This window comes from Sphingorhabdus buctiana (assembly GCF_042680825.1).
Classification (GTDB): domain Bacteria; phylum Pseudomonadota; class Alphaproteobacteria; order Sphingomonadales; family Sphingomonadaceae; genus Sphingorhabdus_B; species Sphingorhabdus_B buctiana.
The window spans coordinates 251,010-265,241 of the sequence record NZ_JBHUEL010000010.1; the positions used below are offsets into that span (position 1 = coordinate 251,010).

Consider the following 14,232-nt stretch of genomic DNA (forward strand, 5'->3'; position numbering starts at 1 on the left):
ACCGCACTTGCGGCGGTTTTCGATTTTTCCTGAAAATGGTTGCCGAAATGTTGCGGATAAACGCTTAACGGAACGGCGTTCAGCCTTTCCGGAACAGTGCATCGGCAGCGCTTCTATGGCTGGATGCCGCGCCGATCTTGGCTTCGCACCGTGCGATTTCGCCTTTCAGAAGCTCGATCCGTTCCTTGAGCTCGTCAATCGACAAAGGATCAAGGTCTTCGCGTAGCAGCAGCTTCAGCGGATCGGAACCGCGTAGCGGCAAATTATCATCCATATCCATGGCGCGAGTGTTGACTGGACCTTCGCCGCTGTCAATATGCCGCCGCTTTTCGAATGAAATGGCCAAGGGGGTAGCCGTGGCTTTGCCTGACATGATGACCGCGATAGAAATTTCCGCACCCGGTGGGCCAGACGTGCTTGTGCCGTGCCAAAGGCCGGTGCCGGTGCCGGGCGAAGGCGAAGTGCTGGTGAAGGTTGCAGCCGCCGGGGTGAACCGCCCCGATGTCGTCCAGCGCATGGGTCTTTATCCCGCGCCGCCGGGTGCAAGCGACCTACCCGGGCTCGAAATATCGGGGACGGTCGTCGCCATCGGCCCTGGCGTTGCGACTGAGCGTATGGGGCAAAAGGTTTGCGCGTTGGTAGCAGGTGGAGGCTATGCCGAATATTGCATCGCCCGTGCGGACGTGTGCTGGGCGGTGCCGCCGTCGCTATCGATGGAGGAAGCCGCGGCCATTCCTGAAACGCTGATGACAGTATGGCACAATGTATTCGAACGCGGATATGCGCGCGAAGGTGAGACCATCCTTGTTCATGGCGGCACCAGCGGGATTGGCACAATGGCCATCAAATTGGGCAAGCTGTTCGGATTGAAGGTGATTGTGACCTGCGGTTCTGCGGATAAATGCGCAGCCGCTCTCTCAATCGGTGCGGACCACGCGATTGATTACAAAGCAAGCGATTTCGTTGAAGAGGTCAGCAAGATTACCGACGGGCAGGGGGTGCATCTCGTGCTCGACATGGTCGCGGGTAGCTATGTTCCCCGCAACCTCAAATGCCTGCGTGAAGATGGCCGGCATGTGACGATAGCGGTGCAGGGCGGGCTGGTTGCCGAAATCAACATGGCGCAGGTGATGAGCCGCCGCCTGACGTTGACCGGATCGACGCTGCGCCCGCGTTCGAACGCATTCAAGGCGTTGCTGGCGCAGGAAATTTACCGGAATGTCTGGCCGGATGTAGTCGAGGGGCGACTGCGGCCGGAAATGGCCCAGTCCTTTCCTTTGACCGAAGCCGCCGCCGCGCATCGGCTGATGGAAAGCGGTGATTTTGTCGGAAAGATTATATTGCTGGCCTGAAGGCAACAAAAAACCCCGGAGTTTCCTCCGGGGTTTGATGTTTGCGCTACCGGCTCAGGTCAGAACCGGAAACCTACCGCAACGCCGTAGGTGCGCGGATCCAGCGTGTAGATATTTGTGAACAGGCCCGATGACGGGTCTGTAATATACTTGCCTGTGATCGCCTGCGAGTTGAACAAGTTCGATACAAATGCCCGCGCATAAAACTTGTCTTCTGGTCCAGAGACAGTCAGCTGTGTGCTGACAATTTCATATGACTTAATACGATCGCGGATTGTATTAAAATTGCTGCCCCATGCATTACCCGTGAAGTACAGGTCTGCACGCGGCGTAATGGTCCAGCCACTGTTGGTTTTAATGTCATACTGAGCGCCAACAGAGAATTTAAAGTTTGGCGAGTTGGCTAGTTCATTACCTTTCAGGTTGCGTTCCACACCGCCAGGCAGGAAGAAGCCACCGCCCGCGCCCGCGTCAAACAGGTAGGTACCTGCGGGAGTATTGGCGCGAATGAAGCTGCCCAATGCGCCGCAAAGTGAGAAGGCACCAAAGGAGTTTGTTCCGGGTACCTGGACTGCAGGCCTGATCAGGCCGCCTCCGGCAACAGCATTGAACCCGTTTACAAGCGCCAGCGTGTTGGCAATGGGAACACTTCCAGCGACAGCGGGAGCAACGACGCAGTTAGCAGCGCTTTGCAGATCCTTGATGATCACCACATCGCTACGTCCATTGGAAGGATTTCGCGTGTCTACTGTATTAAAGTCGGCGATCTCGGTTTTGAGATAGGAAAGGCTGGCATTGACCGTGAATTCCCTTACCGGTCTAACGATTGCTTCCAGTTCGACCCCGTAGATCGTTGCGTCCGTATTGTCATTGAACGATGTACGGTTGATGATCCGGCTGACTTGAAAGCCATTATATTTGTAATAGAAGCCGGTTGCATTGAGCTGCAGATGACCGCCAATGAAGCTGTTTTTGGTCCCGATTTCGAAAGCATCGATAAGCTCTCCGTCGAATGTCAACGGAATGGGCGGGAACAAGTTTGGATCGTAAGGCGGATTAAATCCACCGGGCTTATAACCACGCGTGTAACTTGCATAAACCAGTGTGTCGTCCGTGAAGGAGACATCAGGTTTCCAGTCAACAACAACGCGTCCCGTTATTTCGTCGAACGTGCCAGATTGTATGGCAAATTCCTGTTGTCCTGGTTTCGAACTGTCTCCGTCGAAGTTTGCCAGTATCGAATTAACGTCGGTCGTTCCATAAGGGACGAGTACGTTTAGGAACGGCTGGCGAGCCCGAATATATTTTTTGTCATTCGAGTATCTCAGGCCACCCGTCACCTTCAAATTGTCAGCCAAGTCAAAATAGACCTCACCGAACAAACCGTAGGTTTTCAAATGGGCTTTGTCCGTATTGCTGTGAAAGAATGGCGGGGCCAAAGCGTAGTCCAGCGATGGAAGGCCGGCACCCAGCGCTGTGACGACACCGAGGAACGTTGACATGTAGTCGAAGCCAGAGGCCATGACCGCATAATCAATATTTCGCCCTGTGCTCTCAAGATACAGACCGCCCAACAGGAAGTTGAAGGGACCATCAAAATCAGATGCCAGACGTCCTTCAATCGACCATTGTTTGTTCTTGCCCCCGGAATAATCGAACTCGGTCGTATTATCGGCGCACGATTGCACTCGTCCGCCGATCGAGCCTGCATGCAACGGGTCAAACGCTGAAGCGCAAAGCTGGTTTCCTCGGAATGCACCTGACCTCAATATTGCTTGCGCAATGGGGTTTCCGCCAGCACCGGCGGCCCGCAATGCAACTAGGCCAGGATTATTGGCGAGGCTGCGCGTCGTTGTCAGGTTATAATCAAGGCTGGATGAATATTCGTTCTCAGAATAGCCACCGGTCAATGTGGCCGTCAGGTCTCCGAAGCTCTGCTCCAGTTCTGCACTGATCGTCAACTGGTCGGATTTCCAGAAGGGCTCGAAGTCAACTGCGACTCGCCGAACATTGGTCGGATTGATCGCCGTATCGTAGGAGTGTCCATCGTCTCCGTAAACACTGCCCAGTCCGAAAGCCGCCAAGGGACCAAATCCTGCGATCGTCAGGAACTCACGGCTTCCCAATGTCCCGACAGCCGTAGAGTCGCCATTGATGACCTGAAAGGCTTCCTGGTCGGGGCGGCAACCGAGAATGGCAGTGACATCCGTAGCGCACAGCTGTTTCTGACCACGTGAGCGGTTGCTGTCTTCCTTAAAATACTGGGCCGTTACGGTGAATTTCGTTGAATCGCTGGGTTCCAGCTTGAAGGAACCGCGAACGGAATAATAATCTCGGCCGTCAATGTCATTTCCGGTGTTGAGATTCTTCGTATACCCGTCGCGTTTCAGGTACATGCCAGCCAGCCTGACACCGGCGATATCGCCGATCGGCACATTGACCATGCCCTTGGCCTGTATCGTGTTATATTTTCCGTAAGAGGCTTCGCCAGCGGCCGCAAATGCGTTCAGATCCGGCTTGGCGGTGATGATGTTGAAAACGCCCGCTGTCGCGTTGCGTCCAAATAGAGTCCCTTGAGGGCCGCGCAATACTTCGAGGCGTTCCAGATCATAAAATTCGGAATCGAAGATGCGACTGCCGATCAACGGCATATCGTTGAAGTGGATGGCGACACCTGCGTCGCCAGACGCTGCAACCACCGGCGAACCGATGCCGCGAATGGTGATGTTGGTGCCCGAGAAGTTTCCGTATGTGATCGACGTGCTCGGCAGTGCAAGTTGCAATTCTTGCGGATTGTCGATCTGCTGTCGCTCCAGCGCTTCGGTTGAAAATGCCGATACGGCAATTGGAACGTCTTGCAGGCTTTGTGCCTGTCGCTGTGCCGTGACAACGATTTCTTCCCTGAAGCCGGTGTCCTCATCATCGGCTTGTGGTGTGGTTTGTGCATAGGCTGGCATTGCCATCGAAACGGCAAGCGCAGTCGCACTTATCAGATGTAGCTTACGCATGGTCTTCTCCCTCCATTAATTGCTACGAGACTGTGATGTCATGAAATCAAATTGCGTCTTCGAAGGTCTCCTCAAACCTTTGGCAATGCGTAGTGTTAAGTGCGCATTTAAGGCAGTCAAGCCTTTCCTGCATAGGAATGCAGAGTTATCCGACCAGTGTCGCACGAATGTCGCTTGCCGTAAGGGCGGCTTTGGCCTAAGCGGCAGCCATGTTCAGGCCGCTCCGGTAAGGGGCGGCCCTATTTATTGGAGAATCAGACATGGCCCAGAACGGACTAGTTCCCCTGATGCCGCACGCGACCGCAGCATGGCTGGTCGACAACACCGCGCTCAGCTTTCAGCAGATCGCCGAATTTTGCGGTCTGCACATCCTTGAGGTGCAGGCAATGGCTGACGACATGACCGGCACCAAATATACCGGTCGCGATCCCGTTCGCGCTGGCGAGCTTTCGATGGAAGAAATCGAAAAGGGCCAGGCCGATCCTGATTATTCGCTCAAGATCAGCAAGGGTCCGGAGCAGGTTCGCCGCACCAAGGGCCCGCGTTATACCCCGGTATCGAAGCGTCAGGACAAGCCCGATGGCATTGCATGGCTGCTGCGCAACCACCCCGAAATTTCGGACGGTGCGATTTGCAAGCTGATCGGCACCACGCGCAACACGATCCAGGCGATCCGCGAACGCAGCCACTGGAACATCAGCGAAATCCAGCCGAAGGACCCGGTAACGCTGGGACTTTGCTCGCAGCGCGAACTTGACGCGATCGTCGCACGCGCCGCCAAGAAGGCCGGCCTCGAAGACAAGGCCGCTGATGACACCCGCTTCGCCGGCGACAAGGAAGCGCTGCTGGAACAGTTGCGCAACGAGCGCGACGAAGCCAAGCGTGCCGCCGAAGAAGCGCTGCATGGCGAAGAAGAGGCCCCTGTCGAACTGACTGCAGAAACGCTGTTCAAGAAGACCGGCGAATAATCTCGACGACCTTCCCTAACGTCACCATTGCGCTGTGGTGACGTATGGGGCAGGCAGTCGGTGATGACTGCTGAAACACTGCCCGCCTATGACATGTCGCTTGCCGATCATGGCTTCGAACCCATCGAAATCAAGGGGCTGACCTATCCGCTGGGCGAACATGTGCCCGGCTATGGCGAAATCTATCCGCTCGCGCCTGACATGGGCTGGACGCGGATGCCGGTTCCCGGAAACCTCAACCATATCAACATCTGGCTGCTCGACGACCGCGACGAGCAGGGCGAGGGTTTTGCGATTGCCGACACCGGCCTGTTCATGCCGGTGGTGATCGAAGAGTGGAAGAAACTGCTTGAGGGCGCCCTTCGCGACCGACGGATGACGCGTATTTTCGTGACGCATTTCCACCCCGACCATGTCGGCTGCGCGGGCTGGCTCGCCAATCGCTGCAAGGTGCAGCTTTGGATGAACCGCACCGAATGGTTGATGGCGCGGATGCTGACCGCCGACCAACGCGACGAGCCGCCCAAGGAGATTCTCGATCGTCGTCGCTTCCAAGGTTATAGCGAGCAGCAGGTCGAAGATATGCGCAAGCGCGGCTTCGGAGGCTTTGCCCGCGCCGTTTCGCAATTGCCCACCGGGCACCGCCGGCTCGAAGATGGACAGCATGTCCGCATCGGCGGCCGGGTATGGGAGGCGATGACAGGCGGTGGCCACACGCCGGAGCACACCTGCCTTGTGGACCATCACAATGGTGTGATCATCGCTGGCGACCAGATATTGCCGCGTATCACCAGCAATGTTTCGATCATGGATAGCGAACCCGACGCCGATCCGCTCGGGGAATGGCTCGATTCGATTGCCAAGTTCCGCCGCAAGCTGCCCGGCGACATGCTGGTGCTGCCCGCGCATGGTTCGCCTTTCCGCGGGGTTCATGTTCGGCTCGACAAACTCGCCGAGGGGCATCACGATCGCCTCGACAAGCTGGAAGAAGCATTGCGCGAAAAACCGATGCGCGCTGTAGATACCTTCGCCTTGCTTTTCGACAGGCCGATCGACGAAAGCGTATTCGGGCTTGCAGCGGGGGAATCGCATGCGCATCTTGTGCATCTGGTGGCGACCGGTCGGGCCAAGGTGGAAAAGCTCGATGGGGTGGGCTGGTATAGCGCCGCCTAGAGGAGCTTTATGACCGTCAAGACCCCTTGGGTTTCGAACTATCTGCACCCGACGAAATGGGAGCAGGCATTTCCGCCGCTTTCGGTGCACGACATGTTTTTCCGTTCCGCCGAGCGGCAGGGAAAGGCCCCGCTCGCCGACTTTATGGGCCGTAAATTCAGCTATGCTGAAATGGCCGGGCAGGTGCGCCGTTTTGCCCGTGGGCTGCAGTTGCAAGGCATCGGCAAGGGTGACCATGTCGGCCTGTTCCTGCCCAATGTGCCGCATTATATCGCCGCCTATTATGGCGCGCTCGCCGCAGGTGCCACGGTTGTCAACTTCTCGCCGCTCTATACCGTCGACGAACTGTCGCATCAGGTGGCCGACAGCGGTACGTCGATATTGGTGACCGTCTCTGCTGCGGCGCTGTTGCCGACCGCGATCAAGGTACTCAACCAATCGAGCCTCAAGCAGCTGGTTGTCGGTAATGTTGCCGAGGCGCTGCCGCGTCTGAAAGGGTTGGCCTATCGCCTGTTCAAACGGACAGAGATTGCCGACGTGCCCAAGGACAGCCGCATCACTGCATTTGCAACGTTGCTGGACAATGATGGTGCCAACCAGCCTGTCGCGTGCGATCCTGAAAAGGATGTCGCCCAGTTGCAATATACCGGCGGCACGACCGGTACACCCAAGGGTGCGATGCTGACCCACCAGAATATCAGCGCCAATGCACGGCAGATAAACCTGCTCGATCCGCACAGCCGGGTGAACAACCCGCAGGAAAATGCCACGGATCGCATCCTGGGCGTGTTGCCCTTCTTCCATGTGTTCGCCAACGCGACGGTGCTGAACCGGACGATCGACAATGGCGGCGAAATCGTGATGCTGCCACGTTTTGAAGCCAAGGCGGCGCTCGCCGCCATCAACCGCACCAAGGTGACCGCGCTTCCGGGCGTGCCGACCATGTACCAGGCGCTGCTCGACAATCCGGCAATCGCGGGAACCGATTTTTCCAGCCTGCGCGGATGCATTTCAGGCGGCGCTCCTTTGGCGGCGGAGTTGAAATCCCGTTTTGAGGAACGCAGTGGTTCGGTGGTTATCGAAGGCTATGGCCTTACTGAAAGTTCGGGTGTGATTTCGTGCAACCCCTACGAAGGTCTGAACAAGATCGGCAGTATCGGGCAGCCCATTCCCGGCACATGGGTACGGCTTGCCGACAAGGAAGATCCGCACAAGGATGCTCCCGAGGGTGAGCCCGGCGAATTGCTTGCCAAAGGGCCGCAGATCATGGCCGGATATTGGAACAAGCCGGATGCAACCGAAGAGGTTTTCGTCGACGGTTGGCTGCGCACCGGCGATGTGGCCACCATAGACGAGGACGGCTTCATCTTCATCGTTGACCGGTTGAAAGACATGATTGCAGTGGGTGGTTTCAAGGTGTTCCCAAGCCAGGTGGAGGACATACTCTACCAGCATCCGGCGGTGAAAGAGGCGTTGGTGATTGGCGTACCCGACACCTATTCGGGCGAGCGGCCCAAGGCCTTTGTCACCTTGAGCGATGGGCAAACGGCTACAGGGGAGGAACTTGCCGACTGGCTCAATCCCCAATTGGGCAAGCATGAACGGGTATTGGCGGTGGTCGTCCGCGACACGCTGCCCAAAACGATGATCGGCAAGCTCGATCGCAAGGCATTGCGCGCCGAAATTGGCGTATAGGTCTCAGGAGGGAAAGATGAACAGGTTTACCGCATGGATGCTGGGCGCAGCGGTGCTGGCCGCAAGTCCGGCGATGGCCGAACAGGATGCGCCCAAGGTGCCGGAACCCAAACTGATCGTCGCGATTTCGGTCGATCAGTTCTCGACCGACCTGTTCAATGAATATCGCGAAGATTTCAACGGCGGTCTGAAACGGCTGGCAGGCGGGATTGCCTTTCCCAATGGCTATCAAAGCCATGCAGCGACCGAAACCTGCCCCGGACATTCGACCATCCTCACGGGCAGCCGCCCGTCACGCACCGGGGTCATCGCCAATAGCTGGTTCGATCCGACCCGCGCGCGCACTGGCAAGAATGGCAAGCCTGATTATGGGGTTTATTGTTCGGAAGACACCAGCGTCGAGGGTAGCAACAGCAGCGATTACACCGTTTCGCCAAAACTGCTGAAAGTGCCGACTTTGGGTGATCGCATGCGCGCGGTGAACCCGGCGTCGCAGGTTATTGCGGTTTCGGGCAAGGATCGCGGCGCAGTGATGATGGGTGGGCACAACACCACGCTCACCATGTGGTGGGATGGCAAATCCTTCCGCAGCTATGCGGGCAGCGAAGCTGAGGTTCCCAAGGGCGCGGCGCTCGTTAACAGCCGCGCCAAGGCGGCCATCGACAAACCTGCTCCAGCCAAGCTTCCTGCCATGTGCACCAGCCACTCGCGCGCTGTCAGCATTGGCGGGGATGCAACGGTGGGAACGCTCCAGCAGCGCAAGGCTGGTGACGCGCGGGCCTTCCGTGCTTCGGGTGAATTTGATGCGCTGACCATGGACCTTGCATTGGCAGCATTTGGCGAGAAGAAACTGGGCAAGGGCACGGTGACCGACGTCCTCGCCATCAGCCTTTCGGCGACCGACTATATCGGCCACACCTTTGGAACGGCCGGGGCGGAAACCTGCACCCAGATGGCCGCACTTGATGCAACCTTGGGCCGCATGTTTGCCGCGCTCGACAAGAGCAAGGTCCCTTATGTCGTGATGCTCACCGCAGACCATGGCGGGCATGACCTGCCCGAGCGTAACGCCATCCAGGGGCTACCCGCGGCTGAGCGCGCCGATATCAAACTGATGCCGCAGGGCGTGGGGCCAGTGCTCGCCAAGGCGTTTGATCTGCCCGAACCGGCAATCATGGGCGACGCACCATTTGGCGATATGTATCTTTCAACCAAGATCCCGGCGGAAAAACGACCCGCTGTTTTGGAGGCGGCGCTCAAACATTATCGCACGCATCCACAGGTTGAAACCGTGTTCACCAAGGAAGAGATTGCTGCGACGCCATCACCGTCAGGGCCGCCGGAAGATTGGAGCCTGATCGAGCGCGTGCGCGCCAATTTCGATCCCGAACGGTCGGGTGATTTCTATGTGGCGCTCAAACGCTATGTCACGCCGATCCCGAACACCAGTTTCGGCTATGTCGCGACGCATGGCTCGCCCTGGGGCTATGACCGCCGCGTGCCGATCCTGTTCTGGTGGCCCGGCGTTGCCCCCTATGAGCAGCCAAACGGCATCGAAACCGCAGACATCATGCCGACCTTGGCAAGCCTAATCGGCCTGCAAGTGCCCAAGGATGAGATTGACGGGCGCTGCGTTGACCTGATCGCGGGAACGGGAAGCAATTGCATGTGAGTTTTGGTTCTCTCCTCCCGCTTGCGGGAGGGGAGTAGACTTTTACCTCAAAGCCGCCCGACGTTCTTTCAGCCAGCGCTTGTGCGTGCTTTCAACTTCGCGAAAGGCTTGGAACACGCTCATTTCGGTGGCGGGGCGACCGGTGCGGCCCAGCGCATAAAGCTGGCTGTAGAACCAGTATTGGCAGGCAAAGCCATCAATTGCGCGGAACATCTTCCAGCGGGTCAGCCATTCGAGCGAAGGTGGGAAGAGCGCGAGGTCCTGTTCCTTGCGCGGCAGCATTTCCATTCCGCCCAGCAGCCGCTTGGGCGCATCGGGGAAATAGCATAATGGGCGGCCAATCCCGATGACGTCGGCGGCGCCTTGCTTGAGCGCTTGTTCCATGGCCGATCGCGTGCGGAAACCGCCCGTTACCATCAGCGGAATTTTGACCTCGCTGCGCATCGCCTTTGCAAAGTCGACGAAATAGGCCTCACGCTGCATGGTTGAGGCAGCGACATTCTGCTCCTCAGGTTCTTCCATGCCTTCGATGCCGAGCAGCTTGGGCTGCTCATATGTGCCGCCCGAAATTTCGATCAGGTCGACTCCGGCATCCTGCAGCCATTTGGCCACTTGCAGGCTGTCTTCGAACGCAAAGCCGCCTTTCTGGAAATCGGCGCTGTTGAGCTTCACCGAAATCGGGAAGTTCGCACCGACGAGCGTGCGGACAGTGTTCACCGTGAACATCAGGATGCGCGCGCGGTTTTCCAGGCTGCCGCCCCAACGATCATCGCGCTGGTTCGCGCGCGGACTGAGGAATTGCGAAAAAAGGTAACCATGCGCCGCGTGGATCTGCACACCGGTAAAGCCGACTTCCTTGCACACCCGGGCCGCAGTGCCAAAGCGGCCGATGACGTTCAGGATTTCATCCTCGGTCATGGCGACCGGTTCACCGAACTGACCGCCGGGAAGGCCGAGTTTCACTGCCGATGGTGCCTTGGGATGCGGATTGACCGCCTTTTGCGTTTGCCGACCGGCATGGCTGATCTGCGCCCAGAAATGGTTGCCATTGCGCGTCGCCGCCGCGGTCCAATGCGATAGGGCGCGCTTGCTATCCTCATCGGGCTCGCGGTCGATAATCACATTGCCGGGGCGCTCCAAATGGTCGGCGTCGACATGGATATTTCCCGAAAGCAGCATCCCGGCACCACCTTCGCTCCATGCGAGATAGAGCCGGTCAAGCTCGCCCGTGGCGCGGCCGTAAATGTCGGCTAGGCCCTCGGTCATGGCGGCCTTGGAGATACGGTTCGGCAGCGTTGCGCCGCAGGGCAGCGTCAAGGGTTCGGCAAGAAGCGACGGCATTGCAGATTTTACTCGGCTTCGGCGGCGGCAGGCGCGGGCGTAGCTGCTTCCTTGTCGGCAGGCGCTGCTTTGTCTGGCGTTTCGGTCTTTGCAGCCGCAGGGGCGGCGGTTGCTTCTACCGGGGCCATTTCGGTCGATTCATCGGTCGAAACCATCTCGTCGCTAATCGTGCCCTCGATGCTGTCGATATCGTCCATGCGGGTTTCGGTAACCTTGCTATCCGCATCATTCCCTCCGCATGCCGACAGCGCGGGAAGGGTGATTGCCAACAGGATCAAAGCGCGACGCATAAATACCCCTCAATTGAATGCAATTTACAAACCTAGGTCGCAATTGCCGCCGGCTTTTGCAAGCGCGTTCAGGAATTCGGGCAGCGTTGCTTCCAATGCTGTATCGAAATCCGCCAGGCTGGCCGAAATTCCAAGATCAGCAAGGCTCGTGACCGGATATTCGGCGATGCCGCAAGGCACGATGCCGCCAAAATGGGAAAGATCGGGCGCTACATTCACTGCAAAGCCATGCGCGGTGACCCAGCGGCGCACGCGCACGCCGATCGCGCCTATCTTCGCTTCCTGGCCGAAGCGGTTGTCGCACCAGATACCGATGCGCCCTTCGGCCCGTCGAGCTTCTACACCAAAGCGTGACAGCGCGTTGATGACCCAGCCCTCTATCGAATGGACATAGCAGCGCACATCCTTGCACCGTTTGGCAAGGTCGAGCATCACATAGCCTACGCGCTGTCCGGGCCCGTGATAGGTGTAACGTCCGCCGCGCCCGGTATCGTATACGGGGAATTGCTGGCTTAGAAGCTCGGTAGGATCGGCGCTGGTGCCACCTGTGTAAAGCGGTGGATGTTCGAGTAGCCAGATGAGTTCGCGGTCGCTGCCTTCGTGGATCGCCGCTTGCCGCGCCTCCATCCGGGCCAGTGCTTCGGGATAGGGCACCTGCCCGTCGCTGACGTCCCAGTCGATTTCGCCCATGACCTTCATGCATGGCCCCTTAGCGCCTCACTGCGCCGCTTGCCAGCCCCGCACCTAGCCTTTAACCGATGCGTACCACCGGAGGGCACATGAACCGCAAGCTCGATTATTCCAGCGTCTGGAAAACCACCCAATCCCAATTGAATGCGCATCGCGAAGGCGTGGGTGCCATATCGGGCCTGTTCCTTTTCCTGCCGGACTGGATCGCGCGGCTTTTTGCCGGCCAACCCGATCTGCAAGGGGCATCGACGCCCGCCCAGATGCTCCTCGCATTCCAGGATTTCTATTTTGAAAATTGGCCGGTTCTGCTGCCTACAGGGCTGCTGGGATTTTTTGGGGCCGTGGCGATCTATGTGCTGCTGACGCGTAATGATCTATCGACCGTCGGCTCCGCGCTCGGCAAGGCGCTGGCCCTGCTGCCATTCTATTTCCTTGTGCAGGTCAGTGGCGGTTTAGTCATGCTGGGTGGCTTCTTGTTATTCATCCTGCCCGGAATGTACCTGTCTGGGCGTCTTACGCCCTTGGGCCCGATAGTGGTGGCGGAGACGGAACGTGGCTTTTCCGGTGCATTCTCCCGCGCTTGGGATTTGACGCGGGGCAATGGATGGTCGGTGTTTTTCCTGACTTTGATCGTCGCCCTGGTCGCCAGCCTGACCGCGATGATCATTGGTCTGATCGTCGGTTTGGCGTGTCGGTTGCTTGCCGGGCCAGAGGGTGTGCCTTTTGTGGAAACCGGGGTTGATGCGGGCTTTGGTGCGGTGATTGCGACTTTGATGGTTTCCCTCACCGTCGCAATCTACCGGCACCTGTCTGCCCAGGACGTTTAAGCCAGCAAGCGAGCGGCCATCCATAGCGCCATCGCCACCATCATCACATTTTCGGTGAGCGAGACAAAGCCAAGCGGAACATTGCTGTTGCCGCCGACGCAGGCGCATTTCAACTCGCGCTTGTCGATATAAACGGCCTTGAACACCGAAACCATTCCGATGGTGCCGATGAAGAGTGCAATCGGGATCGACAGCCAGGGCAGCAAATGCCCCACCATCAAGATGCCTGCCAAAGCCTCTGCGAAGGGATAGACGCGGCCATAGGGCACCCATTTGCGGGCCAGCAGGTCATAGTTCAGGAACATTGTCGCAAAGCGCTCTACATCCTGCAATTTGAGCAGCGCGAGAATGACCATGCTCAAGGCGATGAAGCGTTCGACGATCGGCACGGGAGCCAGCCCGTGGCCAGTTCCTATCTCTATCGTGAGCGCAAGAGCCGCAGCAATCGCAAACACGGCGAGTACCGGGCGATAGGTTGGCTTGTTGGGGTCGGCTACTTTGAGGCCGAGATGGCGGCGCAGATCATCATGCCCCCCGATCCGCTCGCCATCGATGAATATTTGCGGTGTGGTGGCAACGCCATGCTTTTGCTTGAAGGCATCGACTTCGGCGCGCGTGGTTAGCGGTCGGTCGTCAACAACATAGCCCTTGCTGCGCAGAAGGTGTCGCGCCTTCAGGCCATAAGGGCAGACATGATCGGGAAGCACCATGCGATACAAGATCGCCGTCGGTTCGGGGGAGGGCATGACTTGTTTCCTTTCAATTGGGTCGTGCCACGCCTATCTAGCATCCGTACCATAGTACGGAGTCAAGCGGCTAATGCTGACCATATCACAATTGGCGAAGGCAGGCGGTGTAGGCGTTGAAACTATTCGCTTTTACCAACGCAAGAAATTGCTCGATGTTCCCGCTGGGGCGGGCCGCAATTCCGGCATCCGGCATTATGGCGATTCGGATGTGCGGCAGTTGCGCTTCATCCGAACCGCGCAGCAGGCTGGCTTTACGCTGTCTGAAATTGCCGAGTTGCTCGCGCTCGACAAGGGACGCGACCGGGCGCGGGTCCGTCAACTGGCGCGCGCGCGGATAACTGCCCTTGAAGAGGAAATCGCCCGTCTGCAACAGGCGAAGAAATCCTTGGTTGGCCTTGCCAATGCCTGTGCGCATGGTGATGAGGGGCCATGCCCGATCATCGAGGCATTCACGCTCTAGGCGTCAG

13 protein-coding genes are annotated in these 14,232 nt (G+C 58.1%); 7 read left to right on the plus strand and 6 right to left on the minus strand.

Going from position 1 to position 14,232, the window contains the following annotated elements; translation table 11 throughout:
* Positions 1-79: 79 nt before the first annotated feature.
* On the minus strand, positions 80-280 hold the full coding sequence (locus ACFSAG_RS11955; protein ID WP_381515042.1) for a DUF1192 domain-containing protein: 201 nt from the start codon (positions 278-280) through the stop codon (positions 80-82).
* 58 nt (positions 281-338) lie between these two features.
* Between ACFSAG_RS11955 and ACFSAG_RS11960 the strand changes: the two genes are divergently transcribed.
* Positions 339-1,352 (plus strand): NAD(P)H-quinone oxidoreductase, encoded by a 1,014-nt coding sequence (locus ACFSAG_RS11960; RefSeq protein WP_381515044.1) that lies wholly within the window; start codon positions 339-341, stop codon positions 1,350-1,352.
* A 59-nt stretch (positions 1,353-1,411) separates the two neighbouring features.
* Here ACFSAG_RS11960 and ACFSAG_RS11965 read toward each other — a convergent pair whose 3' ends face one another.
* Entirely contained in the window at positions 1,412-4,360 is a 2,949-nt protein-coding gene (locus ACFSAG_RS11965; protein ID WP_381515047.1) for a TonB-dependent receptor, read from the minus strand.
* 287 nt (positions 4,361-4,647) lie between these two features.
* Here ACFSAG_RS11965 and ACFSAG_RS11970 point away from each other — a divergent pair, with 287 nt between their 5' ends.
* From ACFSAG_RS11970 to ACFSAG_RS11985, 4 genes are all read left to right on the plus strand, one after another.
* Positions 4,648-5,328, plus strand: a complete 681-nt coding sequence (locus ACFSAG_RS11970; RefSeq protein WP_381515331.1) for a DUF1013 domain-containing protein — start codon at positions 4,648-4,650, stop codon at positions 5,326-5,328.
* Between the two features lie 63 nt (positions 5,329-5,391).
* Positions 5,392-6,501: an MBL fold metallo-hydrolase gene (locus ACFSAG_RS11975; protein ID WP_381515050.1), complete on the plus strand. Its 1,110-nt coding sequence runs from the start codon at positions 5,392-5,394 to the stop codon at positions 6,499-6,501.
* Positions 6,502-6,510: 9 nt separating this feature from the next.
* Positions 6,511-8,196: a long-chain-fatty-acid--CoA ligase gene (locus ACFSAG_RS11980; RefSeq protein ID WP_381515053.1), complete on the plus strand. Its 1,686-nt coding sequence runs from the start codon at positions 6,511-6,513 to the stop codon at positions 8,194-8,196.
* 16 nt (positions 8,197-8,212) lie between these two features.
* Positions 8,213-9,868: an alkaline phosphatase family protein gene (locus ACFSAG_RS11985; RefSeq protein ID WP_381515056.1), complete on the plus strand. Its 1,656-nt coding sequence runs from the start codon at positions 8,213-8,215 to the stop codon at positions 9,866-9,868.
* Between the two features lie 42 nt (positions 9,869-9,910).
* Here the strand turns inward: ACFSAG_RS11985 and ACFSAG_RS11990 are convergent, their stop codons facing one another.
* Genes ACFSAG_RS11990 through lipB form a run of 3 tightly spaced genes read right to left on the minus strand, consistent with a single transcriptional unit; the run spans position 9,911 to position 12,198 of the window.
* On the minus strand, positions 9,911-11,209 hold the full coding sequence (locus ACFSAG_RS11990) for an NADH:flavin oxidoreductase/NADH oxidase family protein (protein WP_381515059.1): 1,299 nt from the start codon (positions 11,207-11,209) through the stop codon (positions 9,911-9,913).
* 8 nt (positions 11,210-11,217) lie between these two features.
* On the minus strand, positions 11,218-11,499 hold the full coding sequence (locus ACFSAG_RS11995; RefSeq protein WP_381515061.1) for a hypothetical protein: 282 nt from the start codon (positions 11,497-11,499) through the stop codon (positions 11,218-11,220).
* 24 nt (positions 11,500-11,523) lie between these two features.
* Positions 11,524-12,198, minus strand: a complete 675-nt coding sequence (gene lipB, locus ACFSAG_RS12000; RefSeq protein ID WP_381515064.1) for a lipoyl(octanoyl) transferase LipB — start codon at positions 12,196-12,198, stop codon at positions 11,524-11,526.
* 59 nt (positions 12,199-12,257) lie between these two features.
* On the opposite strand from lipB, the gene ACFSAG_RS12005 reads away from it, so the two are divergent.
* Positions 12,258-13,016, plus strand: a complete 759-nt coding sequence (locus ACFSAG_RS12005) for a DUF7847 domain-containing protein (protein ID WP_381515067.1) — start codon at positions 12,258-12,260, stop codon at positions 13,014-13,016.
* On the opposite strand, the gene ACFSAG_RS12010 is transcribed toward ACFSAG_RS12005, so the two are convergent.
* Positions 13,013-13,762, minus strand: a complete 750-nt coding sequence (locus ACFSAG_RS12010; protein WP_381515071.1) for a MauE/DoxX family redox-associated membrane protein — start codon at positions 13,760-13,762, stop codon at positions 13,013-13,015. The two genes, ACFSAG_RS12005 and ACFSAG_RS12010, sit on opposite strands and share 4 nt — an antisense overlap.
* Before the next feature lie 73 nt (positions 13,763-13,835).
* On the opposite strand from ACFSAG_RS12010, the gene ACFSAG_RS12015 reads away from it, so the two are divergent.
* Positions 13,836-14,225 carry a MerR family transcriptional regulator gene (locus ACFSAG_RS12015; RefSeq protein ID WP_374613453.1) on the plus strand — a complete coding sequence of 130 codons (390 nt, stop codon included), beginning with the start codon at positions 13,836-13,838 and terminating at the stop codon, positions 14,223-14,225.
* The last annotated feature ends 7 nt before the right edge of the window (positions 14,226-14,232 follow it).